The 20,909-nt window shown below is 63.4% G+C and carries 30 protein-coding genes; 9 read left to right on the forward strand and 21 right to left on the reverse strand.

What is annotated here, in order from left to right:
• Nucleotides 1-45 precede the first annotated feature (45 nt).
• The 7 genes from WFP44_RS15300 to WFP44_RS15330 all read left to right on the forward strand — a co-directional run bounded on the left by WFP44_RS15300 (nucleotide 46) and on the right by WFP44_RS15330 (nucleotide 5,816).
• Nucleotides 46-735 carry an AAA family ATPase gene (locus WFP44_RS15300; protein WP_336927581.1) on the forward strand — a complete coding sequence of 230 codons (690 nt, stop codon included), beginning with the start codon at nucleotides 46-48 and terminating at the stop codon, nucleotides 733-735.
• A gap of 77 nt (nucleotides 736-812) precedes the next feature.
• Nucleotides 813-1,952 (forward strand): RNA polymerase sigma factor, encoded by a 1,140-nt coding sequence (locus WFP44_RS15305; RefSeq protein WP_336927541.1) that lies wholly within the window; start codon nucleotides 813-815, stop codon nucleotides 1,950-1,952.
• Between the two features lie 50 nt (nucleotides 1,953-2,002).
• A complete protein-coding gene (locus tag WFP44_RS15310) occupies nucleotides 2,003-2,527 on the forward strand; it encodes an NADH dehydrogenase ubiquinone Fe-S protein 4 (RefSeq protein ID WP_336927542.1) in 525 nt (174 codons plus the stop codon).
• A gap of 33 nt (nucleotides 2,528-2,560) precedes the next feature.
• Nucleotides 2,561-3,313, forward strand: coding sequence for a rhomboid family intramembrane serine protease (locus tag WFP44_RS15315; RefSeq protein WP_336927543.1), 753 nt, complete (start codon nucleotides 2,561-2,563; stop codon nucleotides 3,311-3,313).
• The gene (locus WFP44_RS15320; protein ID WP_336927544.1) at nucleotides 3,313-4,146 is read left to right on the forward strand and encodes an SDH family Clp fold serine proteinase; all 834 of its coding nucleotides are present in this window, start codon (nucleotides 3,313-3,315) and stop codon (nucleotides 4,144-4,146) included. The genes WFP44_RS15315 and WFP44_RS15320 overlap by 1 nt, the downstream gene beginning before the upstream one ends.
• 53 nt (nucleotides 4,147-4,199) lie before the next feature.
• Nucleotides 4,200-4,622, forward strand: a complete 423-nt coding sequence (trxC, locus tag WFP44_RS15325) for a thioredoxin TrxC (protein WP_336927545.1) — start codon at nucleotides 4,200-4,202, stop codon at nucleotides 4,620-4,622.
• Between the two features lie 48 nt (nucleotides 4,623-4,670).
• Entirely contained in the window at nucleotides 4,671-5,816 is a 1,146-nt protein-coding gene (locus WFP44_RS15330; RefSeq protein WP_336927546.1) for a cation:proton antiporter domain-containing protein, read from the forward strand.
• 197 nt (nucleotides 5,817-6,013) lie between these two features.
• On the opposite strand, the gene WFP44_RS15335 is transcribed toward WFP44_RS15330, so the two are convergent.
• From WFP44_RS15335 to WFP44_RS15360, 6 genes are all read right to left on the reverse strand, one after another.
• Nucleotides 6,014-6,271 (reverse strand): hypothetical protein, encoded by a 258-nt coding sequence (locus tag WFP44_RS15335; protein WP_336927548.1) that lies wholly within the window; start codon nucleotides 6,269-6,271, stop codon nucleotides 6,014-6,016.
• A complete protein-coding gene (locus tag WFP44_RS15340) occupies nucleotides 6,268-6,942 on the reverse strand; it encodes a YcbK family protein (protein ID WP_336927549.1) in 675 nt (224 codons plus the stop codon). The genes WFP44_RS15335 and WFP44_RS15340 overlap by 4 nt, the downstream gene beginning before the upstream one ends.
• Before the next feature lie 73 nt (nucleotides 6,943-7,015).
• A complete protein-coding gene (locus tag WFP44_RS15345; protein ID WP_336927551.1) occupies nucleotides 7,016-7,306 on the reverse strand; it encodes a DUF6127 family protein in 291 nt (96 codons plus the stop codon).
• Between the two features lie 18 nt (nucleotides 7,307-7,324).
• The gene (locus tag WFP44_RS15350; protein ID WP_336927553.1) at nucleotides 7,325-8,035 is read right to left on the reverse strand and encodes a hypothetical protein; all 711 of its coding nucleotides are present in this window, start codon (nucleotides 8,033-8,035) and stop codon (nucleotides 7,325-7,327) included.
• A 182-nt stretch (nucleotides 8,036-8,217) separates the two neighbouring features.
• Entirely contained in the window at nucleotides 8,218-8,559 is a 342-nt protein-coding gene (locus WFP44_RS15355; protein WP_336927554.1) for a hypothetical protein, read from the reverse strand.
• 104 nt (nucleotides 8,560-8,663) lie between these two features.
• A complete protein-coding gene (locus tag WFP44_RS15360; RefSeq protein WP_336927555.1) occupies nucleotides 8,664-9,089 on the reverse strand; it encodes a hypothetical protein in 426 nt (141 codons plus the stop codon).
• A gap of 48 nt (nucleotides 9,090-9,137) precedes the next feature.
• On the opposite strand from WFP44_RS15360, the gene WFP44_RS15365 reads away from it, so the two are divergent.
• On the forward strand, nucleotides 9,138-9,554 hold the full coding sequence (locus WFP44_RS15365) for a hypothetical protein (protein ID WP_336927557.1): 417 nt from the start codon (nucleotides 9,138-9,140) through the stop codon (nucleotides 9,552-9,554).
• A 31-nt stretch (nucleotides 9,555-9,585) separates the two neighbouring features.
• On the opposite strand, the gene WFP44_RS15370 is transcribed toward WFP44_RS15365, so the two are convergent.
• The 12 genes from WFP44_RS15370 to WFP44_RS15425 are packed head-to-tail and all read right to left on the reverse strand — an operon-like array spanning nucleotide 9,586 to nucleotide 18,845.
• Nucleotides 9,586-10,047 carry a hypothetical protein gene (locus WFP44_RS15370; protein ID WP_336927558.1) on the reverse strand — a complete coding sequence of 154 codons (462 nt, stop codon included), beginning with the start codon at nucleotides 10,045-10,047 and terminating at the stop codon, nucleotides 9,586-9,588.
• A gap of 30 nt (nucleotides 10,048-10,077) precedes the next feature.
• On the reverse strand, nucleotides 10,078-10,482 hold the full coding sequence (gene gp17, locus WFP44_RS15375) for a tail completion protein gp17 (RefSeq protein ID WP_336927559.1): 405 nt from the start codon (nucleotides 10,480-10,482) through the stop codon (nucleotides 10,078-10,080).
• Nucleotides 10,479-11,042 (reverse strand): HK97-gp10 family putative phage morphogenesis protein, encoded by a 564-nt coding sequence (locus tag WFP44_RS15380; protein WP_336927560.1) that lies wholly within the window; start codon nucleotides 11,040-11,042, stop codon nucleotides 10,479-10,481. Before WFP44_RS15380 ends, gp17 begins: the two co-directional genes overlap by 4 nt.
• Complete coding sequence (locus tag WFP44_RS15385) at nucleotides 11,039-11,386, reverse strand: phage head closure protein (protein WP_336927562.1); 348 nt, start codon at nucleotides 11,384-11,386, stop codon at nucleotides 11,039-11,041. Before WFP44_RS15385 ends, WFP44_RS15380 begins: the two co-directional genes overlap by 4 nt.
• On the reverse strand, nucleotides 11,377-11,919 hold the full coding sequence (locus tag WFP44_RS15390) for a head-tail connector protein (RefSeq protein ID WP_336927564.1): 543 nt from the start codon (nucleotides 11,917-11,919) through the stop codon (nucleotides 11,377-11,379). Before WFP44_RS15390 ends, WFP44_RS15385 begins: the two co-directional genes overlap by 10 nt.
• Complete coding sequence (locus WFP44_RS15395) at nucleotides 11,919-12,119, reverse strand: hypothetical protein (protein WP_336927565.1); 201 nt, start codon at nucleotides 12,117-12,119, stop codon at nucleotides 11,919-11,921. Before WFP44_RS15395 ends, WFP44_RS15390 begins: the two co-directional genes overlap by 1 nt.
• 54 nt (nucleotides 12,120-12,173) lie before the next feature.
• Complete coding sequence (locus WFP44_RS15400) at nucleotides 12,174-13,406, reverse strand: phage major capsid protein (protein ID WP_336927567.1); 1,233 nt, start codon at nucleotides 13,404-13,406, stop codon at nucleotides 12,174-12,176.
• 24 nt (nucleotides 13,407-13,430) lie between these two features.
• Nucleotides 13,431-14,090: an HK97 family phage prohead protease gene (locus WFP44_RS15405; RefSeq protein WP_021245853.1), complete on the reverse strand. Its 660-nt coding sequence runs from the start codon at nucleotides 14,088-14,090 to the stop codon at nucleotides 13,431-13,433.
• The gene (locus tag WFP44_RS15410; protein WP_336927569.1) at nucleotides 14,087-15,334 is read right to left on the reverse strand and encodes a phage portal protein; all 1,248 of its coding nucleotides are present in this window, start codon (nucleotides 15,332-15,334) and stop codon (nucleotides 14,087-14,089) included. The genes WFP44_RS15405 and WFP44_RS15410 overlap by 4 nt, the downstream gene beginning before the upstream one ends.
• Nucleotides 15,331-17,052, reverse strand: a complete 1,722-nt coding sequence (locus tag WFP44_RS15415; protein ID WP_336927571.1) for a terminase large subunit — start codon at nucleotides 17,050-17,052, stop codon at nucleotides 15,331-15,333. The genes WFP44_RS15410 and WFP44_RS15415 overlap by 4 nt, the downstream gene beginning before the upstream one ends.
• 58 nt (nucleotides 17,053-17,110) lie before the next feature.
• On the reverse strand, nucleotides 17,111-17,593 hold the full coding sequence (locus WFP44_RS15420; protein WP_307750802.1) for a phage terminase small subunit P27 family: 483 nt from the start codon (nucleotides 17,591-17,593) through the stop codon (nucleotides 17,111-17,113).
• Complete coding sequence (locus WFP44_RS15425) at nucleotides 17,547-18,845, reverse strand: site-specific DNA-methyltransferase (protein ID WP_336927576.1); 1,299 nt, start codon at nucleotides 18,843-18,845, stop codon at nucleotides 17,547-17,549. Before WFP44_RS15425 ends, WFP44_RS15420 begins: the two co-directional genes overlap by 47 nt.
• A 16-nt stretch (nucleotides 18,846-18,861) precedes the next feature.
• On the opposite strand from WFP44_RS15425, the gene WFP44_RS15430 reads away from it, so the two are divergent.
• Complete coding sequence (locus WFP44_RS15430; RefSeq protein WP_336927578.1) at nucleotides 18,862-19,398, forward strand: hypothetical protein; 537 nt, start codon at nucleotides 18,862-18,864, stop codon at nucleotides 19,396-19,398.
• Between the two features lie 100 nt (nucleotides 19,399-19,498).
• Here the strand turns inward: WFP44_RS15430 and WFP44_RS15435 are convergent, their stop codons facing one another.
• The 3 genes from WFP44_RS15435 to WFP44_RS15445 all read right to left on the reverse strand — a co-directional run bounded on the left by WFP44_RS15435 (nucleotide 19,499) and on the right by WFP44_RS15445 (nucleotide 20,769).
• On the reverse strand, nucleotides 19,499-19,765 hold the full coding sequence (locus WFP44_RS15435; protein WP_336927579.1) for an HNH endonuclease signature motif containing protein: 267 nt from the start codon (nucleotides 19,763-19,765) through the stop codon (nucleotides 19,499-19,501).
• A 169-nt stretch (nucleotides 19,766-19,934) separates the two neighbouring features.
• Entirely contained in the window at nucleotides 19,935-20,516 is a 582-nt protein-coding gene (locus tag WFP44_RS15440; RefSeq protein WP_336927580.1) for a hypothetical protein, read from the reverse strand.
• Nucleotides 20,500-20,769: a DUF6378 domain-containing protein gene (locus tag WFP44_RS15445; RefSeq protein WP_021245845.1), complete on the reverse strand. Its 270-nt coding sequence runs from the start codon at nucleotides 20,767-20,769 to the stop codon at nucleotides 20,500-20,502. Before WFP44_RS15445 ends, WFP44_RS15440 begins: the two co-directional genes overlap by 17 nt.
• Between the last annotated feature and the right edge of the window lie 140 nt (nucleotides 20,770-20,909).

The following is a 20,909-nucleotide window of genomic DNA, read 5'->3' on the forward strand; positions in this document are numbered from 1 at the left end:
AACCCCTGAATCAATGACTTGAGCTAGCGTCAAGCTAACCCGCTGATACCACTCAACTTAGTTTCGGATCAGGCTCTTACAGATGGCAAGGGCCGCGTGGTGGACTTCACCAACACCATCATCATCGCCACCTCGAACCTCGGTTCGGACATCATCCAGCGCAACCTCAAGAAACGCGGCACCAAGGAGTTCGACGAGGCAAAGCAGAAGTCCGACCTGATGGAAGTGCTGCGCGGTCATTTTCGGCCAGAGTTCATCAACCGGATCGACGAGATCATCGTCTTCCATTCGCTGAACCAGACCGAGATCCGCCAGATCGTCGAATTGCAGCTCAACCGGGTGAAGCGAACCGCCCTCGGCCAGGGTGTCGAACTCGAATTCGACGTGAGCGTCGTGGATCACTTCGGCGCGGTCGGCTTCCGTCCCGAATTCGGCGCCCGCGAGCTGCGCCGGCTGATCCGGTCAGAGCTGGAGACCGAGTTGGCCCGCGAAATGCTCTCCGGGCGGATCGAGGATGGTGACAAGGTCCGCGTCGCCTGGTCGGCGGAAGAGCAGAAGGTCCTGTTCGAAAAGATCGCAAAGGACAGCAGTGACCAAAAACCGGACGATCAGGCCGGGGCCGGCGGTGACGTGTCCGGCGAAGTTGTCGAAGACAAGGCGGACGCTCCGACGCCCGACGTCGCGGTCGACGCCAAGGATGAGGTGCAGTCCAAGGACGATAAGTCCACCGGGTGACGTCGCGAGGGACTGGCCGGCGCGATGACGGTCGCGCCGGCTTGTTTCGTCGAAAAGCGACAAGAAGGTTTAACGGCATGAAAGTCATAAGAGCGTTTCGCAATCTCGACCGGCACGGCCAACAGCGCGCGCCTGAGGTCATCGAGGAAGAGGTGCGGCAACTTGAACCGCATCTTGGACGCTTCCGCGAGGAACTCGTCCGGCTCGAGGTCGTCGCCTCGCAGACGAAGGGCAAGACGCGCATCCAGGTCAGCCTGCGCCTGCAACTGCCCTCGGGAATGATCGCGGCGCAGGAAGAGGGGTTCGAGATCGAGCCTGCCCTGCGCAAGGCCTTTGCCGATCTGCGCCACCGGGTCGATCGGCATGTGGCGCGCCTCAAGCACGAGCCTGAGTACAAGCGTCCCGCCCGCCGGCGCCGGATCGGCGCCCCGCTGGCGCCCGCGCGGGATGCGGCGGAAGCGGAACGGCGCCAGCTCTTCTTCGACCTGATCGAGGATCATCTCGATACGGTCTACGACACCGTCAGGCGTGAGTTGACCTATCTCGAATGCAGTGGATCTGTGCAGGCTGGTTACCTGAGCGTTCGCGATCTCGTCGACGCGACGATCCTCAATGGGCTCGACCGCTTCGAGCGGCGGCCGACCGAATTCTCCGTCCGGGACTGGCTGACGCAGCTGGCATTCGAGACCATCGAGGCCGAGGCGCTGGCCGCGCGCCGCGCGGTACCCGAGGATGCCGCATCGATCCACTCGAAGCCCAAGGCTCCGGCTGAGGAGCCTACTGTGCCGGATGAGGAGATGTTCGAGTTCTACCAGCCCGACGACGTGCTGCTGCTCGAGGAACTCGTCGCCGACGACGGCGGGGACGACCCCGAAACAGCGGTCGCTAAACGACAGGACGCGCTGTTCTTGCACCGGGCGATGGCCGGTCTTCCGGCGCTATGGCGCAGGGTTCTGTTTCTTGTCGATCTGAACGACACCCCGCTTGAAAAGGCCTCTTCGGTTCTCGGCATTCCTGAAGACGACGTGACCCGTATCGTGCAGTCGGCTCGCGATTATCTTCGCGATAAACTGCGTGAATCAGGTCAGTCTTCCGATACCGCTCATGCGCTTTTTGACAGCGCTCACCAGAGAAGGTTGCGAATTCCACAGCCCCTGCGGGATCGCGCGCGGCTGGAACGCGCTTTTCTGGGGGGCAGCCAAGGGGAAGCACCATGATGCGCGGTCACAATCGTCCACCCTTTCCGCCGAAGATACCCGGGACCAACATGAGGTCATGGGACGTTCCGAGCGCGATCATCTACCGGCCGGCACGTTCCGCGATGACATCGGCGCCGCGGCCCACCGACTGGATACTGGAATTCGAGCCGTCGCGTCCGCCCCAAATCGAGCCGCTGATGGGATATACTTCCAGCGACGATCCCTATCGTCCGATCCGGCTGAAATTCCCCGACCGCGAAAGCGCCGTGGAATTCGCGGAGCGGCAGGACTGGCGCTACATCGTGCGTGACGACAAGGCTCACCGGCACGCGCCTGACCGCTGGCGGGGAGAGGAGCGGCATCGCCTCTACAAGGGAGCCGATGCGCCGGAAGCCTATCGTATACCGTCCAGCGTGGATCACGGTCGCACGGATCACCGCGTCCGGCGCGCGGTCGAGGAGAAAGGCACGGTGGACCTGTCGTCGCAAGAACAGGCCGAATTCGATCCGGTGCTCGAAGCCTCGCTCGAATCCTTCCCGGCCTCCGATCCCCCGGCCTGGACGGGCGTGACGATAGCCGGGAAAGAACAATGAACGGAATGTCTAGCGCGAGCGAGGATCTGCCGCTTGTTTCCCTATCTTGACAGCGTCGCGCGCCGCTACCCGCCCGTCATCGTATGGGCGGTCATCGGCATGAGCGTCCTCGCGTTCCTCTATCAGACCAGCCTGCCGCCGCGCGTGCTGGATCGGTTCCTGTTCGAGTTCGCGCTGGTGCCCTCGCGCTTCTTCGGACAGCTAAGCCTCGTCGCCCCGTCCGACTGGACCCCATTCCTGACCAATATCTTCCTGCACGGGGGCTGGCTGCACCTCATCCTGAACATGTGGACGCTCTGGATCTTCGGCCCCGCCGTCGAAGATCGGCTCGGACCGGGTCGATTCACGCTGTTCTATCTGTTCTGTGGTGTGGCGGCCGGACTGGCTCATGCCCTGGCGAACCCAGACTCGGTCGTTCCCGCGCTTGGCGCATCGGGGGCGATCGCGGGCGTGATCGGTTGCTACGCACGCATGTTTCCGGCGGCTCGGCTGGTGGTGATCGTGCCGATTCTGTTCATTCCCCTCTTCTTCGAAATGCGCGCGGTCATTTTCGCCATGATCTGGTTTTTCATGCAGGTCATTCCCGGCTTTCTGTCGCTCGGCAGCGATCAGGCCACGGGCGGGATCGCCTGGTGGGCGCATATCGGCGGGTTTCTCGCCGGTTGGCTTGTAACGCCACTCCTGCGAAGGCGCGCCGATGCCTATCGCCACTATTATCGCGACGAGGGCATCTATGGCTTTCTGCCGGATGGCCGACGGGAAGGAGGACAAGGTCCATGGACATAATGCAGCTGTTCTGGCTGTTCTTCATCATATCGGCGCTGCAGCCGGTTCTGCAGCGCCGATATCTTGAGGCGATGCGCACACGCAAGATCGCCAACATCGAGAAGAAGCGCGGCAGTCGCGTCATTCTGCTGATCCATCGGCAGGAGACGATGAACCTGCTAGGCTTTCCCCTGATGCGCTACATCGACGTCAACGACTCCGAAGAAGTCCTGCGCGCGATCCAGATGACCGACGATGAAGTGCCGCTCGACATCGTGCTGCACACACCGGGCGGCCTTGTGCTGGCGGCAACCCAGATCGCTCGGGCCATTCAGGGCCACAAGGGCAAGGTCACCGTGTTCGTGCCGCATTACGCGATGTCGGGCGGCACGTTAATCGCGCTTGCTGCCGACGAGATCGTGATGTGCGAGCATTCCGTGCTGGGACCCGTCGATCCGCAACTTGGCCAGTTGCCTGCTGCCTCGCTCATCAAGGTCGTCGAGGAGAAACCCATCGCCGAGATCGACGACCAGACCCTGATCATGGCCGATGTCGGTCGCAAGGCCATTGCGCAGATCGAGGCATTCGCGAAACGTCTGCTGTCCGACAAGATGGATGAGAACCGCGCGGCGTCCGTGGCGGCGAAGCTGGCGACGGGCACCTGGACCCACGACTATCCCATCTCTGCCGATGAGGCCCGCGACATGGGCCTGCCCGTTGGAACGGACATGCCCAAGGAAATACTGGAGCTGATGACGCTCTATCCGCAGCCGGTTCGGCGCCAGGGCGGTGGCGTGGAATACCTGCCCGAGCCGCGGCAGCGAGAGGCGCGCCGCGCCATATCCACGCGCTGAACGCTTGCATCAGCCGGGCCGCCAAGACCGGCTCCTCAAAGAAAGGATACAAGATGCCCACGGTTGCTTGCCCGCAGTGCAGTTCCACCAACAGGGTGCCGCAGGAGCGCCTGACCGATAATCCCAATTGCGGACGCTGCGGCGTGCCTCTCTTTCAAGACAGGTCCGTCACGCTTACAGCGGCTAATTTTGACCGTCATGCGAATGCCGAACTGCCATTGCTGGTCGATTTCTGGGCCGAGTGGTGCGGGCCATGCAAGATGATGGCGCCCCAATTCGAGGCGGCGGCGCAGTCGCTCGAACCAAATTTCCGCCTTGGTAAGCTCGATACGGAAGCCGAACAGCAGATCGCCGGCCGTTACGGGATCCGCGGCATTCCCACCATGATCCTGTTCAGGAGCGGCAAGGAAATCGCGAGGACGAGCGGTGCAATGCCTGCCGCGCAGATAGCTCAGTGGGCGCGCTCGCACGTCTAGAGTTTACAGGTATTGGCCTTCCCTGCGCCATGCCATCAGGAGAAGAACATGCATGGCGTGACAGGTTTTGTCGAAAGTGCGGCCTTGTTGGTCTTTGCCGCGTTCGTGCTCGTGACGATATGTTCACGGTTCGGCGTGCCCAGCATTGTCGGTTACATTCTTGCCGGCATAGTCATCGGACCTGCCGGCCTCGGCCTGATTACCGAGAACGCTGCCCTGAGCAGCATTGGCGAGATCGGAGTGGTACTCCTGCTGTTCGCTCTTGGCCTGGAATTCTCATTCGAGAAGCTCGTAACGCTCAGGAAGCATGTCTTCGGTCTTGGAGCCGTGCAGGTTGCAGTTACGACGATAACGGTGTCGTTGGTAGCGAGTCTGATCTTCGATCTCGCGCCCGTCCCCGCAATCCTCATCGGCGGGGCCGTTGCCATGTCATCCACGGCCATGTGCCTCAAGGTGCTCGCAAGCGCGAACGCTCTGGGATCGGCCCAAGGACGTCTGTCCATTGCAGTGCTTCTGTTTCAAGACTTGGCAGCTGTCGCATTCCTGCTTCTGCACGATTCGATGAGTGGAGCCGCCGAAGGGTATGGCGTGATAACGGTCGTCGCCAGTGCAATGGCATTGGTTGCAGCTCTGTTCATTGCCCGTGGCCCGTTGCAGGTGCTTGCCCGTTGGGTAGCGTCGCGTGGCGATCCGGAAGTTGCCCAGCTCCTCGCGCTCACCATTGCACTAGGGTCTGCGATTGTCGCGGCCTCCGCCGGTCTTTCTCCGGCACTTGCCGCATTCGCGGCCGGCATGATTATCGGCGAGGGTGACGCGCGCCATGCTGTCGAGAACGAGATTAGGCCCTTCCGCGATCTGTTTGTCGGGATTTTCTTTGTCGGCATCGGAACGCAATTGCCACTTTGGATCATTCCATCTGCATGGCCTGTCATGCTGATCTGGCTCGCGATCATATTCGCGGGCAAGACGCTGATCGTTTTGTTCGTCGCCCGACTATTCGGCGAGTCGCTTCAGACCTCATGGCGCACTGGAATCATCCTGTCCCACGGAGGAGAATTCAGCCTGATGCTGCTATCGGTTTCCGCGGCATCGGGCATTGTAGCCGACGAGTTCGCCGGCCCCCTCCTTGTCGCGACTGGAGCGAGCATGCTGGTCGGTAGTCTTATGGTTAGATGGGCGGGGCTAAGGGTTTAGCAGGGTCAACATCAAGATAACTATGTTTCTCAGATCACTGAGAGCACGCCCGCGCCTGATCACGCATGACGCTATAGTCGGAGAGTATTTCGGCTATTGCCGACCTCTCCGGCAACAGATCGAGCTCGTCGGCTGCGCGTGCCTGGAAGTCGCGGCTATACTCGACAACCGGCGGACAGACGGTCGCGACGCGGGAATCAGAAGCGACCGTCGCGCAGGCGGTCAGCGAGATCGTTACGATCGCGAGGACGGCGAGCCGCAGCGTCGAGCATCTGGCGTTGGACGTCATTGGCCTTCTCCGAGGTTTCGAGGCGTTCTGCCAGCCGACCGGCGCGCTCACCGGAGCGCCGGAGTGCCAGCAAGAACAGGAGAACGGTGACCACGATCGCGCCGTAGCGCAGGGCCGCCCGCATCCACGGGGCGGCGGCGATCCCGGTGAACAGAGCAGCAATCATCGACGCCCCCGCTTCCAGTCGTCGATGCGGGCGTAGATCGTCACGGCAAGGCCCGCGAGCGCCACGGCGATGAACACCCAGCGCAAGGTGTCGAGATAGGGGACGAGCGGCAGGATCGCGGTCTGTGTCTCCGTCAGAACGTTTTGCGCCACCTCGACACCCGCTGCGCCCAGCGTGGCCACGCCAGCTGCGCCGCTGCCCTTCATCGTGCGGCTGTCTGCCAGGACCTCTCGCACGGGCGCCGTTTCCGCGGCGAACGCGGTCGCCCGCACCGGGAAACGCTCGCCCCATTGCCGAGCGGGACCGAGATCGATGTGCATGAAGCCCGAGCGGGGATAGTAGCCGAAGCCGAGAAAGCCAACGGCTCGGGCGGCAGCCTCGAACGCCGCCGGGTCGTGGTTCGCCATGGCGATGTCGAAGGCGGCGCCGTCGAGGTGCTTGGAGCGGGTCGCGCCGCCCACGGCGCGGTTGTGCTCGGGGCTGCGATAGGCGGAGCGGACGATCAGCGGTTTACCCAGCCGGTCGCGGAGCGCCTGCAGCTTGTCGAGTGCGGGTTCGTTGACGAGCAACTTGCCGGTGCCCCGGCAGGCGATCTCGGCCGGGCTGAAATTCGGCCAGCGCCAGGTGCCCTCGGGCACGTCGCGCCAATGGCGGTGGAAGGTTGTGTTCATGAGGGTCCTCCGAAACGAAAAAACCCGCCTCGAGGGCGGGTGCTGTTGGGCTGATGATGGGAGATTGGAGCGGCTACGGGCCGCCGCCGAAGATCTTCAGCTTGATGGCGATGCCGGCCATCAGGGCCAGCAGGACGCCGGTGGTGATCAGCCGCACGGCGGTCTGGACGGCCGTCTGTTTCGCGAGGCGGAAACCCGCGAGCAACGAGCGAAGATCGCGGATGTCCTCGGCCGCATCCTGGCCATCAAGGCCGACCTCATGCAGGGCGCGCCGCGCCCCTGTTTCGACCGCGCGCTCCAGCAGGGCTTCAAACTCGGCGGCCGGCAGCGCGATCAGCGACCCGCTTTCCGGTTCCTTGTCCATGACGCAATCCGGGAGTGATCAGAGGACCAGCGTGCCGGCCAACGTGAACCCGATCCCGGCGAGCGTGGCGTCGGGCGTCGATGGCGCGACCAAGCTGAGCACCTGACCGGGCTCCAGCACGGTTTCGCTGGCGGCGATGAAGGTGCCGCTCGTGGCGGCGGCGGCGAAGCGCATGGTCGCGCTGCTCACGCCGTCGACCCGGATGTCGAAATCCGCACTCGCGGTTGCCGCGGCCTCGGCGCTGGCATGGCTTCCGGCAAGATCGATCTTCAGTCGGGTGCGTCGCGCCACCGGCACCCGCGCTATCACTTCGTTCGCTGCCGGTTGCCCGGCCTTGTAGCCGCTGATGTCGGCCGGGGGATCGGCAGCATCCGCAGTCTCGACGACCTCGATGGCCAGCCACGTGCGCTCGAGGCCGCGCAGCTCCCCGGCTGTGCTGACATATACTGCCAACTCGAACCAGTCGCCCGCCGATACCGGCAGGACCGCGCTCGCCAGATTGCGCATCTGGTTGGAGTAGCCGCTGTCGCCGCGCACGATGAAGGACCCGCCGCCCAGAACGCTGTTGCCGTTCTTGCGCACCTCGACCAGCTGACTGGTCGGCGAGGTCTGCCACTCGATGTTGCCGACGATCCGGACCTTCGTCACCCCGGCGGGAATGGTCAGGCGCGAGGGCTGGCCGACATTCCAGAAGGTGTCGCTGTCGTACTCGGCGCTTTGCCAGGGCACAGCGACGTAGACGCCGGTCGTCGCGACGCTGAAATTGGTCGAGCGTCGTAGCAGCGCGCCCGGCGGTCGCCACGATATCGTTCATCGTCCCGCCGACGGCGCGCTTCATGTCGGCCATCTCCTTCTGGAGACGGGCAACATTGGTGATCATCTCGATCTCGAGCGTGCCGGCTTTCATCGGTTCACTCCTTCGAGTTGATCAGCGCCCGGAAGGCTTGGGAGACTTTCCGGGATACAGTGGGGCGATTGGTGCCGTCGGTGATGTCGGTCCACGGCGCCGGGCAATCGAGTTCCCTGGCATTCTGGCTTTCGGCGACGAACTCGACCGACAGGCGGCGCAGCAGCCGGCAGAGCCAGGGCGCCAGGTCCACGCCCATGCACGTCTGCCAGTGGGCGATGGTCGCCCATGACAGCGGCGCCGGGCCCATGGCGCCCGGTTCGGATGCGCCGATGTCCATCAGGGTGTCGATGATCCATGGCGTACGGATCGGCGGCATGTCGGGGACGATGCCGTCGACGCCCAAGCGCTGGAGGCGTGTCTGCGGGTCGGGATCTTCCGTTTTCTTGGCCGCAGACTGGCGCGGCTTCGGCGCGGTGCCGAGCCAGGCCAGCTGCCGGACGTAGAGGCTCAGCTCGCGGCCGAGCTCGTCGTAAAATTTGCCCAGTCATTGATGTGCGCTGCAACCTGGGCCGCGATGAAGCCGATCGAGGGGTCCTCATAGGCCTTGCGGAACAGGGCAGCACCTTCCAGCCCTTCGGCCGGCGGATAGGTGAAATGGTTGAAGCTGACCGTGCAGGCCGCGAGGAACTCGGCCTGTTCGGCGAGCTTCTCCTCGGCCGTCTGGTCCATCTTCCCACGCTTCTTGATCTTGTCGACCAGCAGGTTCTGCTGGCGCGACTGGGCGCGCTGATAGACCTTGGTGCCCGGGCCATAGACGGTGATCGAGAGGCGCTGGCCCTTGTTGTCGTACAGCGGGGCGTCATCGCCGCCGACCAGTTCGACAGTCGAGGTTTCGGTCGCGGCAAGCTTTGTAATGTCGTACATGAAAGCCATCCTTTCCTTCTTGAAATCAGGTCGCAACTGAACCGATGGCGTCCGGTCATGGTCGGTTCAGGAGATTTTGCCGAACTTCGGCGCGTTCGCCTGAGCGATTCGACAATGGGAGACGAAGCGATGCATGCGATGCGCATTCTTGGACTTGCGGCGATGATGGCCGTGACCACCGCTCCACTTGCAGCCCATGCGGAGCCCGATAAGAAGAACAACCGTGGCTACGTCGTCGGCGCTGGCGGCGTGGCGCGATCGGCAAATACGCCTCAGCCCGATGGCGGCGAGCCGGGCACCACTGTCCCCAAGCAGACCCAGCAGGCGACTTTCGGCGAACGGGTCAATGCTGGCTCCCAACAGGTGGGGAGTGCCGGTGGACCCACCGCCGCAACGACAACCGGGAAAGCAAACCAGCCCAAGCCGCGCAGCCCGCAAGACGCTGACAGGAGTATGCTCTCCATCATCAGGTAGAGTGGGCCTTCCGCGGGACTGCTCTATATGGTCAGGGGGCCAGCACCTCAACCACGCCGACACCGACGGAATTGGTCGTCAGTTCCAGCGTCACGGTGGCGGTGGTGATCTGGTCGACCGAGCCGACGTTCACCTTGAAGCTCATGACCTGCGCCTGGAAATAGTACTTGTCGCCGTTCTGGGTGGTCACGAGGAAGCTGTGATCGCTGTCTGAGGTGGAAGCGGATTTCAGCAGGATCTGGCCGGCATCGTCGGTATCGAGACCGAGCTGGATGGTCATCGTGCCCTGGTTGAAGCTGCCCTTCTTCTTGACGACGCCGCGGCTGCCGACCGGATTGAAGGTGACGAGGTTGTATTCCCGGCCGAACTCGCCGAGGTCCGACACCTCGCCGACCAGCGTCATGGTCAGCGCATTGTAGCCGGTGGGATCGAAGGTCGCAGGGGTAGAGGCCGACACCTTCAACGTGGTGCCGGCGGAAGTCCGAACGGTCATGGCAGTGGTTCCTTGATTGTTGGTGAGGCCTCAGCGCGCCTCGTTGAATGAGACGCGGAAATCTTGGCTTTGCATGTGGATGCCGGTCTCCTCGTCGAGGAAATCAGGACCGGCGGAGTCGGTGTGGACGGTCACGTCGGTGAGCCCGTCGATTGCGGGCATGCGGTCGGCCGCTGCCGCCCGGACCGCGCGGATAAGAGCCTTGGCGGCCGGATAGGTGGCGGCGAGCACCGTCACCTGCACCCGCTCGGTCACCCTACGTTTCGGGCCGGGCGCGGCGATATTGCGGTCGGTGCTGCTGACCGACATGAGCGAGATCGCCGGGATCGTGGTGCCCTGCGGCAGCATTCCAGCGACAATCCGCACCGCAGGGACGAGTGCTGTCACCCCGGTGTCGGCCACCAAGAGACTGCGGACCGCAATCACTCCGTTCATTCGTCATCGACCTCGAGGGTCGGCGCCTTCAGGTTCCCGATCTGGACTCGGTGCGCGATGTAAGCGCCCATGGCGTTCACGGCTTCCTCGGCCTTCTGGTCCAGCGCCGGACGCAGGAACGGCTTGGCCGCATGGCCCGGGTGCATGACCACGGGACCGACAAAGTTCTCGCCGATCTTCAGGCTGCCGCGCTTCACCATCTTGTTGATCGTGCCGATGCTGACCTTGCGCGCGCCGCGGCGGGTATTGCGCACCGGCTTGTCGGCCTCGGCGACCGAGATCAGGTGCGGCGCAACGCCGTATTCAATGAACAGACCGAGATAGGAGCCGGACCCGCGCAGCTTGACGTAGGAGCTGAGCCGGCTGCCGGCGGTGCGCGTGCCAATGCCGATCGCCTTCTTGAGCTGGCCGGTGCGGACCGGGACATTGGCCTTGGCCTGCTGCTGGATGACCTTGGCCCCGGCACGCAGCCCGCCGCGGATGACGTTGCGCTCGAGGTTCTTGGGCAGTTCGTCGAGCAGGCGCAGCAGTTCAGGGCCGCCCTTGAGCCGGATCGTCATGGCGCGGCTCCTTCGCTGCTATGTTGCTCGACAATGAGCTCGATGCCTTCGCGGCGGCCGAGTTCCGCGGGCCCCGACACGATCTGCAGGACGCGGGTCCCGATGATCACCCGCATGTCCGGGGTGATCCCGGCGAGATGGCGCATCCGGATTCGCGCAGGCCGGTTGGCGATGACAATGCTGTCGGCCAGGCGCTCGGCCCGGCTTGGCAGGACGTCCTGTACCTCGGCCCAAACCGTGGCGAACTCGGTCCAGGTGACGGTTTCCGTTCCATAGAGGGGATCAGGGGTGACGACCTTGCGTTCGATCCGGATCCGGGTGTCGAGCCGGGATGCTAGACCCATCGCGCGGCCAGCTGGTTGACAAGGGTGTCGAAGGCCAGACAGCCTGCACCTTCGCGATTTTCGAACAGGGAGGCGGTCTTCACGAGGATCGCGGCCCGGGCGATGGCCAGGTCCGGATGGTCCTCGGCAAAACCTGCAGACAGGGTGACGGTGATCTGCCCATCGAGCGCCAGCGGGGGCCATGATTTGCCGGCAGCGGGGCGGATACGCATGAATCCATGGCGTGCCCGAGCAATATAATCGACCTCGGGCAAGGTGACCGTCGCACCGCCGGTGGCAGTGTAGGTTATGGCCGCAATCGTCACGGGCCGGACCGGCACGGTGATTTCATCGGGCCACGCCCCCAGCACCACGGCGAGCGTCTGCTGGCATAGCCGCAGATCCGCGAGCCGTTCGAGCTCGGCCTGGGCCGCATCAAGGTGGATGGCCAGCAGCATGTCTTCGTCATGGGCATCGAGACGCAGCTGCTGGCGTGCTTCCTCAAGCGTCACGGGACGGTCCTGGGGCGGCTCGATCGTTACAATCTCGGACATTACTCCGCCTTGGTGCGGTGCGTGGATCCCGATTTGCGCGTGACCGTCGGTGCAGGTTCGTCGGATGCAACTTCCACCGCGAGCCCGCGTTCGATCAGCTGGCGGCCGAAGTGGTCGTCGAGCTCGAAGCTCTGGCCGGCCAGATTGTTGTTGGAGCTGACCGAGCTGATGTGCAGGGTATCAAGGGCTTTGAGGATCATGGGTTATCCCTTCCGGTGGATGAGAGGGGCTGGAATGAACCGGCCCCTGCATCATCAGGCGGCCGTTGCCGCGGTGGCAGCCGCCGCGAAGTCGCCCTTCACGAAAGCCTCCGGGCGGTAGACCGCCAGCGCGAGACGCTCTTCGGCCAGGACGGTCACCAGGTTCTTGCGGAAGTTCTGGTCGTCCTCGGTCGAGATCTCGACCATGGCGTCCATGCGGTCAAAGATCTGCGCGCCCAGCTGGAAGGCGCCGGTCAGGAACTTGCCCGTCGCCATCGACTGCGTTGCCACCACTGGCTGCCCCCACAGCGTCGGCGACAGGTTGCCTTGCGGATTGCCGATGATGAACTGGCCGGTCGTGTCCTTCAGCAGTTCGATCGCCGCCCAGTCGGACGGATGCAGCACGACGCCAGTCGACATCAGCTCGGAAAGAGCGGTCTGAAGCATGGCGAGGCGCAGGACATCGATGCGGGTGACAGGCGCCGGGATCGTGATCGGCGGCGCAAAGGCGGTCGCCTGGGTGTAGACGCCGTGCAGATCGGTGCCGGTACCCCCGCCGTTGAGCAGCTGGTTCTCTTCAACGAGCGCCAGGCCATAGGTCAGGCGGCCGTCGATGTAGGATTGCAGCATCGGCACGTCGTCGAGGATCTGGCGGGTGGCCAGGACCCAGTGGGCGATCGTGGTGACGCTGCTGGTCACGACATCGAACTTGATGTCGGTCTGCGGCTTGGTGGCGCCGGCCGTTTCCGACACGGTGGCGGCTGCATTGGTGAAGCCGGTTTCCTTCACGTACTGGACGGCGTTGCTGTTGGTGCGGCCCGGGGTCAGCAGGTCGCGGACCGTCAAGCGGCGCTGGCCAGGGGTGATGATCCCCGGCTGACGATCCGGCACGATGAGGTCGCCGGCCGAGCCGTTGGCATCGGTCGTGAGGGCAGAGACGATCGCCTTGACCTCGACACTGGCGCGGCCGCGCGCGGTCTTGCTGTTCAGGAACGGCTTGATGGTGTCGGACGAAACGACGCGTTCACCGATGGTCCGATAGTCGGAGCGTTCGTCGTCCTGCTTCTTGCGGGCGAGCTTCTGCTCGACCTCGTCGAGGCGAGCCTTGGCTTCATTGAGCGCGGTCAGCGCCTCGTCGGCCAGTTGCTTGGTCGCGGCCGAGAGCTCTTCACCCTTGGCAGCCTTGCCCAGCGCCTCTTCGGCGATGGCTTTTACCTGGTCATGGCGCGTATCGAACGCAGCCTTCACTTCTTGCGCCAACTGATCGGCGGTCTTGGTCTCGGTCATGGGATTGCTCCGAAGGAGGTGGGTTCAGCCGCGGATTTGCGCGGCAAGAGCCGACAGAAAGTCGGTGTTGGACTCACTGCCGGACTCACTCCGGAGCAGCGATTTGAGGCCTTTCCCCGCGATTGCGGTGGCCTGGCTTTTCGAGAACCCTGCCTCGCGCAGGAAATTCTCAAAATCGGAGAGCGACGGCATGGTCTGCCCGTCGGTGACGGTCTTGACCGCCGTCACCTTGGCCTCAGTGTTCATGGGCATGGTGACGAGGCTGATTTCGCGAAGATCAATCTTTTTGAGCCGCAGGACGCCGGCCTTGTAGGGGTCGGGAGCGGCACCACCCTTGGGGATGGTGTAGCCGATCGAGAGGCCACCAAGCGCACCGTGCTTCAGCTTGCCATAGGCGCGCTGGGCGACGGGATCGCCGTCCAGGATCAGCTGCCCGCGCACGAACAGCCCGCGGTCATCTTCGAAGATGTCGCGCCAGACGCCGATGGGTTCGCGCTGGTCGTGCTGCCAGAGCATCGGGATGCCCCAGCCTTCGGCGCGGGCCTTGGCGACACTCTCCCGGAAAGCGCCCGGTTCGATGAGATCGCCGCCCTGGTCGACATTGCCGAAGGTCGAGGCGTAGCCCTCGAACTGCCCGGTGTCCTGAAGGTCACTGGATTTGAGGGTCAGGGTGAGATGTTTCATTTAGGGGGCTCCGATGGGGCATTCGCTTGGGCAAGCGGCAGCAATCCTGCCTGACTGATGGGCACGTTCTGCATCTGCATACGGGGGACATCGCCGCCTTCGACCGGCGGCAGGTTTTCGAGCGCGCGGACCTCGTTGATGGTCATCACGCCATTACTCAGCATCTGCTGATAAAAGGAGGCTCGCGCACCGCTGTCGCCGCGCAGCAATCCTTCGAGGTTGAATTCAATCACAAGCCCTGCCTGCCTGTCGGCGGGCGAGAGCAGCTGTTTGGCCAGTGCCTGTTCGATGCGCTTCAGGCGCCGACGCAACGTGAACTTCTGAAATCCAAGGGTCTGTTGTTCGAGGCCAGTGCCCCAGCTGGTGGTCTTCTCGGTATGGCCGACCATGAACGGCGGCACGCCGAAGAAGCGGCAGACTTCCTCGACAGAGAAAGCCCGGCTCTGCAGCATCTGCGCGTCTTCCGGACTGATCGAGAGTTGGACCCAGTCCATGCCGCGGTCGAGCAGCATGGGCCGTCCGGCGTTGATCGCGCCGGCAAACTTCTCCTGCAGCAATTCCTCGGCCTGTTTGCGCTGGTCGAGGGTCAGGCTATCGGCGGTCTTGAGCAGGCCCGAGGGCCGCACCCCGTTTCGGAAGGTGTCCCCGGAGGCCCGTTCGATAGCTTGCGCCAGTCCGAAGGTCTGGCGGCCGAAGCTAAGGGTAGAAAGACCGCCCAGCGGGTTGCCGCCAAAGCCCCGGATGTGGAGCATGTTGTCCTGTTGGACGATCGACTGGACGCCATTGTCTGACCACTCGTATTCAAGGCTGCCATCGCGCAGACGGCGCACGATCATGAGCTCGGGCGAGATCGGAACGCTGAGCGCCACGACCCGGCCATTGCTGCCCCGGATGATCTCGGCATAGGCGTTGCCGTTCAATTCCAGGCACGCGCAGATGAACTCCCAGAAGTCGACCGCGGTCTGGTCCGCATTCGGGCTATCGTGCAAGATCCGGTAAAGCGGGTGATCGCTAGCGACCGTTCGGGCGCCGCCTTTGGTCCGGTAGACCATCAGCGGCAGTGAAGCGATCGTGCCGGCGAGCAAGTTGACGCAGGCCCAGGCCGAAGCGAGCCCCAGCACCGAGCTGGTTGAGACCACTTCGCCGGTCGTGGTCGTTCGGCCGCCAACGGCCTGCGCCAGTCGCGGATCGGTGAGGCCGATGGAGCGCGCGATGTAGCCGAGCGCCTTTTGAATGAGGTTCATGCGAGGCTCTTCAGCCAATCGTCGATCGAGCCGGTGGTGTCGCCTGCCATCGCTGCCCCCACTGCCATGCACAGCGCCACGGCTGCGTCGATCTTGTTCAGGGCCCTCTGCTTGGAGAGCCAGTAATTGTCCCAGCGGTCGGTCTCGATGACCGCCGACATGATCGCCGAGACCAGCACCGGGTTGCGCTTCAGCCGGATCCGGCCCTCGAGCATCATTTCCTCGAGCTGGCGGACCGAGCCCGGCATCCACAGGCCCTGGGGCTCGCGGTCCTGCGATTTTGCGGCCAATTTCATGGCATCGGTCGGCTTGCCGCGCTTGGTCCCGCCTTGCGGATGCTCGACAAACTCCATGTCGAGGCCGAGTTCGGCAATATCCTCTTCAAGCCGCCGGAAGGCGTAGCGGTCGTAGGCGACCATCTGGACGTCGTAATCGCGATCGTATTCGGCCAGTGCCTGGGCAACGTGCCGGAAATTGATGTTCTCGCCCTGCGGCGCCTGCAGGAAACCTTGGGCGACCCAGACGTCGTAGGGCTGCTTGTCGCGCAGGGTGCGCGCGGCAAGCGTGTCGCCGGGCGTCCAGGCCTCGATCCACGCATCGAAACAGGGCTTGCCGTCTTTCTCGCCGGTCCGCTGCACGGCGGCGAGCGCAGTGATGTCGCGGTTCTGGCTGAGATCGAGGCCGAGCCAGACCTTCGTGCGCACCTTCGGCTCGAAATCCGCCAGTAACGGCTCCAGGGTTGCCCGGGTCATCCAGGCGGTTTCGGCGTCGGTCCAGACGCAGAAATGCAGCCGCAGGATGCCGTTCAACTGGCCGGGAATGGCCCGGGCCTGGGCCACGACCTCTGCAAGATATTCCTCCGTGATGGTCACACCCAGCAGCGGGTTGGCCTTGATCCAGCAGGCCGGATCATTGAGCGGGTCGTCGCCCTCGTCGAGCGCGCAGACATAACTGAACGTCGTGTCGTCGATGATCTCGCCGAGATAGGTCGGGTCGGTCAGCGCATCGATATTGCCGGCTGCAACCTTGACCGCGTGCTCGTGCTCTTCCCAGGCCACCGAATTGCGGTCGGACCCCGAGTTCGTGATCATGAACAGCAGCGGTTCGCGCCGGAACTTGAAACCGCGCTCCAGCATCTCGATGATCGAGCGGTCCGGCAGCTCGTGGATCTCGTCGGCCAACACGAAATAGGGACGCGGGCCAGAGCCGGTCTTGCCGGTATCGCGCGACACAGGGCGGAAGAACGAGCCCGACGCGTGATGCGCGATGTTGAATTCACGGCCGGGACCGCCCGAGAACTCCAGCCGCCGCGCCAATGCCGGCGACTGGCGGACCATTTTCACCGCATCGGCAAAAAGAATGCCCGCCTGTTCCCGTTTGGCCGCTGCAGCATAAATCTGGGCGCCAGCTTCCCCGGCCGCCGTCATGCCGAACAGGCCAATACCGCCCGCGACCGGCGATTTGCCGTTACCCTTGCCCTGTTCGATGTAGGCCCGGCGGAAGCGTCTACGGCCATCGGCGCGTTTCCAGCCGAACAGGCTGCCGATGATGAAGGCCTGGCTCGGCTCCAGCCGGAAAGGCTGGCCCTCGAACTGGCCTTCGGAAAGCTTCAGCACCTCCTCGAAGAACCCGAAGGCGTGGTTGGCAGCCTCGAGATCGAACCGGATCCCGTCGGTGCGCTTCAGGTCGTCGAGGTGACGGCGACAGGCATTGCGCACGTGCGGTCCGGCAACGATCTCGCCGGCAACAACCGCGCGGGCGTAGTCGGTCGTCCGGTCAGCTGAAGAAGCGGTCGGCGGGGTCGGCGCCTTCCGACGTCGCCTCGGCTGAGATCCTGCTTCTGGCACTGGGCGTCATCCCGAATTCTGCCGCGTAACGCATCATGTCCGCAGCCGCCTTGTTGGCGGTCCCGACGAGCGGGTTCTGGATCGCGTTGCCGTTAGAGGTCTTGATCATCAGGCCGCCGGTCAGCTGGTCCTTCTCGGCCATCTTGGCGATCGCCCGTTCGGCCTGGACCCATCGGCCGTATGCCTGTGCGTAGGCGGCAAGCGCGGCCCGATCGACTTCGGACAGGAGGCCGATCCGGTGCAGCCAGTGGGCGACCCGGTTCCATTCCTCCAGCGCGTCAGCGGTCAAATGGGGCGGCGGTGCCGGCAGTGCCGCAGGCACAGCGGCCTCCTTACGGTTGAGCGGGCGCTTGCCGCGATTACCCTCAATCAGCTTCAGATGGGTTGGTTTGGGTTTCGTTCCGGGCTTCATCGTTCAATTCCTGGGGGAGCCCGGCCACGATCTCGTCAAATGTCCGGCCGTCGCCTTCCAGGGTTGCGGCAGCGCCGGTAAAGTCCTGCCAGCGCTTGATGGTTACATCGACATAGGCCGGGTTTAGCTCGATCGCGTGGACCGAACGGCCGGTCATTTCGCCGGCAATGATCGTGGTGCCCGAGCCTGAAAACGGCTCGTAGACCGCCTGGCCGGGGCTGGAGTTGTTCTCGATCGGGCGCTTCATGCACTCGACCGGCTTCTGGGTCCCATGACCCGTCTCGTTCTTCTTGGGCTTGGCGATATGCCAGACGGTCGTCTGCTTGCGGTCGCCGGACCAGTGCCCCTTGGCGCCCTTCTTTACGGCATACCAGCAGGGCTCGTGCTCCCAGTGATAATCGCCTCGGGATAGAACCAGCTGGCCCTTGTCCCAGATGATCTGGCTGCGCAGCTGGAAGCCGCTTGCGGCAAGGCTGTCCCCCACAACACCGGCAAACAGGCCAGCATGCCAGACATAGGCAACGTCGCCCGGGAACAGTGCCCATGCTTCGCGCCAGTCCGCCTTGTCGTCGTTCAGCACCTTGCCCTTGGCCGAGCCGCTGGCAGCAACGCCTGCTTTCTCCCGCCAGGCCGGGTCATATTCCACCCCATAGGGCGGATCGGTGACCATCAGGTGCGGCGTGATGCCGTTCAACGTCTTGGCCACGGTGTCGGCATCGGTGCTGTCACCGCACACCAGCCGGTGCTTGCCGAGCAGCCAGACGTCGCCGGGAGAACTCACCGGAATTTCTGGAGGGTTGGGAATCTCATCCGGATCGGTCAGGCCCTCGGTCTTTTCGGCCAGCAGCTTCGACAGCTCGTCGTCCGAGAACCCGGTCAGCATCAGGTAGAAATCGAAGCCCTGCAGGTCGCCGAGTTCGACCGCGAGCAGCTCGAGGTCCCAGCCAGCGTTCAGCGCCAGCTTGTTATCGGCGATGACGTAGGCCTTCTTCTGGGCCTCGCTCCAGCCCGTGGCGACCATGGTCGGGATCTGCGTCAGGCCCAGCTTGCGCGCCGCAAGCAGGCGACCGTGACCGGCGATCAGGCCGCCATCCTCGTCGACCAGCACGGGGTTGGTCCAGCCCCATTCGCGGATCGAAGCCGCGATCTGCGCGACCTGTTCGTCGGAGTGCGTGCGGGAATTGCGCGCGTAGGGCGTGATTTTTTCTATGGGCCAGAACTCACTGTTCTGGGCCGGCCAGTTTTGAGGCATAGCTTTCTCGCGCTATATGGCTGCTATTAGTATCAATCAGCTGACGAGGCAGACCGGATCGCGGATGGGACTTTCATCGACACAGATTGGCGCGATCGGGGAAAATTTGCTGATCAACGCATTGATGAAAGCCAGCGAGGGCAGGCTTTCTCCGTTCCAGCCACTTGCTGACGATGACGGCCTCGATGTGCTCTTTTTTGATAAGGTCACCGGGAATTCGGTTGCCATCCAATTGAAGTGCCGAACCGTATCGATCCGCAAGAAGGGGTCTGATGAGCGAGGAAACTCAGTTCATTTCCAAGTCCGACAGTCGACATACCGCGAAGCCCGGAAAGCCTATCTTGTTGCCGCCCTGTTTGATGAGGGGCTGACGACCTTTGAGGCAATGTGGTTCCTGCCGATGGAGATGCTTCCAGAAATCGCCCTCGACATATCAGGAAAATATGTGATCCGGCCAAGCAAAGCCCCGGGCAGCAACGATAAGTACGTTCCTTTCCGATGCCTTTCCGCATTGGAGTTGGCCCATAGAATCATCGATATTTGCGAAAATTAGCCTGCTGACCCCCGGTCGCTAACTCGCGGGCGTGAAAAGTTTGGGCCAGGCGCGGTTTCCCCTCCCGAGGCCCCAGACTTTCGACCCGCCCCCGGGGGGCTCAGCCGATCGGCCAGCCATCCGGGCCGGTGCCGATAGTCCGGCGCAGCCCGAACTGCTCGGCCGTGCGCGTCCGGTGACAGTCAGCACAGAGACAGCGGATGTTGCTGTCATCGTCGCTGCCACCCTGGGTGAGCGGCACGATGTGGTCCGGTACTGTGGCTTCCCGAACGATGCCCCTGGCAGCGCAGTCCCGGCAGAGCGGCTCGGTCTGTAATCGTCGCAGACGCTGCGCTACTGCCCGACGTCCCCGTTGCCGTTCAGCCATGCGCAACGCCTGAAACGAACAACGCCCGGAAGCGGTCAAGCTCCGGGCGCAGTTCTCAATCCTCTATTTCGGAAGGTCTACAGCATTGGGCAATTCTTGTCAATGTGAAATTCAACAATACCCCAATAGATCCAGTTTGTTACTTCACTTGATAGCCAAGTGAATCTGATCACGAACTATCGCTGCCAATGCGAAACAGGCGACACAAGGCATCCAGACCATGGCCAAGGTTGATGATGTCCGCTGCCGACCATTTCGATGCTTCGGCTTCATGGCACACCACTGCATGAACAAGGAAGCTGGGCTTGCGCCCGACAGTACCGAGGGCATCGTGGTCAGCTGTGCGCAGCATCATGATTGCAGCAGCAGCGCGGCGACGAACCTTCTCGACCAGATCCGGGTCATGGTCAGGCGCGCTACCACCGAAGATACCCTCGTTGATGAGCAGGGCTGTCACAGAACGAGGTTGATCCATGGGCAGGCCCATGATCGCACGGTTGCGGGCCATGATTTCACCGTACATCTCACCTGCCGCATATTGGTCCGCTGTGATCTTGCCCGCGAAGGCGACCCGGCCAAGCGCCGTGCCCAACCGGTCGTCCTTCGCCTGCCTCTCCGTCACGCCGTAATGGCGCTGCCGGGCTTCGAGCGCAGTTGCAACGACTTCACGCTGGGTCTCGCCCACACTGGCAGGGGCCAGCTTGCCGCAGGGGTGGCGACGGCCCGCCTTGCGCTTACGACCGCGGGCCACGGATAATCTCCGGAATGAGCGCCGCATAGCCGATCACATCGATCGGACCGTCAGCATAGTTGGGATCATGGGCGAGCCGCGCCAGCTTCAGGTCGATCATGCACAGCGCAACCTGCTGCGCCGATACGGGCGTTCCCAAGGTGATCGACCAGCGCCGGGCAATCGCCTCCATCTGGGTTTTCGGATCGCCGTATGCAGCGCCGCGATCTTCCAGCACCTGCGCCACGCGCTTCAGGAAACCGGCCGCGCTCACCGGACACCTCCACGGGTCTCGATAGCCCAAAGCAGAATGGCGATGGCATCAGCCTCGTTCTCGTCGGCAGGGGCAAAGCCCTTGGCGCGAACTGCCGCGATAACGGCTGCCTTGTCGGCATTGCCCTTGCCGGCGATGAA

This window comes from Alteraurantiacibacter palmitatis, assembly GCF_037154115.1.
GTDB lineage: Bacteria > Pseudomonadota > Alphaproteobacteria > Sphingomonadales > Sphingomonadaceae > Alteraurantiacibacter > Alteraurantiacibacter palmitatis.

Bases quoted from the DNA above. Each gene is read 5' to 3' on its own strand.
- WFP44_RS15370 (WP_336927558.1), bottom strand. From the start codon at position 10,047: ATGACCGTTCGGACTTCCGCCGGCACCACGTTGAAGGTGTCGGCCTCT.
- WFP44_RS15390 (WP_336927564.1), bottom strand. From the start codon at position 11,919: ATGTCCGAGATTGTAACGATCGAGCCGCCCCAGGACCGTCCCGTGACG.
- WFP44_RS15340 (WP_336927549.1), bottom strand. From the start codon at position 6,942: ATGAACACAACCTTCCACCGCCATTGGCGCGACGTGCCCGAGGGCACC.
- WFP44_RS15425 (WP_336927576.1), bottom strand. From the start codon at position 18,845: ATGCCTCAAAACTGGCCGGCCCAGAACAGTGAGTTCTGGCCCATAGAA.
- WFP44_RS15330 (WP_336927546.1), top strand. From the start codon at position 4,671: ATGCATGGCGTGACAGGTTTTGTCGAAAGTGCGGCCTTGTTGGTCTTT.
- WFP44_RS15405 (WP_021245853.1), bottom strand. From the start codon at position 14,090: ATGAAACATCTCACCCTGACCCTCAAATCCAGTGACCTTCAGGACACC.
- WFP44_RS15345 (WP_336927551.1), bottom strand. From the start codon at position 7,306: ATGGACAAGGAACCGGAAAGCGGGTCGCTGATCGCGCTGCCGGCCGCC.
- WFP44_RS15310 (WP_336927542.1), top strand. From the start codon at position 2,003: ATGAGGTCATGGGACGTTCCGAGCGCGATCATCTACCGGCCGGCACGT.
- WFP44_RS15305 (WP_336927541.1), top strand. From the start codon at position 813: ATGAAAGTCATAAGAGCGTTTCGCAATCTCGACCGGCACGGCCAACAG.
- WFP44_RS15335 (WP_336927548.1), bottom strand. From the start codon at position 6,271: ATGATTGCTGCTCTGTTCACCGGGATCGCCGCCGCCCCGTGGATGCGG.
- WFP44_RS15320 (WP_336927544.1), top strand. From the start codon at position 3,313: ATGCAGCTGTTCTGGCTGTTCTTCATCATATCGGCGCTGCAGCCGGTT.
- WFP44_RS15400 (WP_336927567.1), bottom strand. From the start codon at position 13,406: ATGACCGAGACCAAGACCGCCGATCAGTTGGCGCAAGAAGTGAAGGCT.
- WFP44_RS15410 (WP_336927569.1), bottom strand. From the start codon at position 15,334: ATGAACCTCATTCAAAAGGCGCTCGGCTACATCGCGCGCTCCATCGGC.
- WFP44_RS15430 (WP_336927578.1), top strand. From the start codon at position 18,862: ATGGCTGCTATTAGTATCAATCAGCTGACGAGGCAGACCGGATCGCGG.
- WFP44_RS15385 (WP_336927562.1), bottom strand. From the start codon at position 11,386: ATGGGTCTAGCATCCCGGCTCGACACCCGGATCCGGATCGAACGCAAG.
- WFP44_RS15435 (WP_336927579.1), bottom strand. From the start codon at position 19,765: ATGGCTGAACGGCAACGGGGACGTCGGGCAGTAGCGCAGCGTCTGCGA.
- WFP44_RS15395 (WP_336927565.1), bottom strand. From the start codon at position 12,119: ATGATCCTCAAAGCCCTTGATACCCTGCACATCAGCTCGGTCAGCTCC.
- WFP44_RS15420 (WP_307750802.1), bottom strand. From the start codon at position 17,593: ATGAAGCCCGGAACGAAACCCAAACCAACCCATCTGAAGCTGATTGAG.
- WFP44_RS15360 (WP_336927555.1), bottom strand. From the start codon at position 9,089: ATGGCTTTCATGTACGACATTACAAAGCTTGCCGCGACCGAAACCTCG.
- WFP44_RS15380 (WP_336927560.1), bottom strand. From the start codon at position 11,042: ATGACGATCCGGCTCAAGGGCGGCCCTGAACTGCTGCGCCTGCTCGAC.
- WFP44_RS15365 (WP_336927557.1), top strand. From the start codon at position 9,138: ATGGTCGGTTCAGGAGATTTTGCCGAACTTCGGCGCGTTCGCCTGAGC.
- trxC (WP_336927545.1), top strand. From the start codon at position 4,200: ATGCCCACGGTTGCTTGCCCGCAGTGCAGTTCCACCAACAGGGTGCCG.
- gp17 (WP_336927559.1), bottom strand. From the start codon at position 10,482: ATGAACGGAGTGATTGCGGTCCGCAGTCTCTTGGTGGCCGACACCGGG.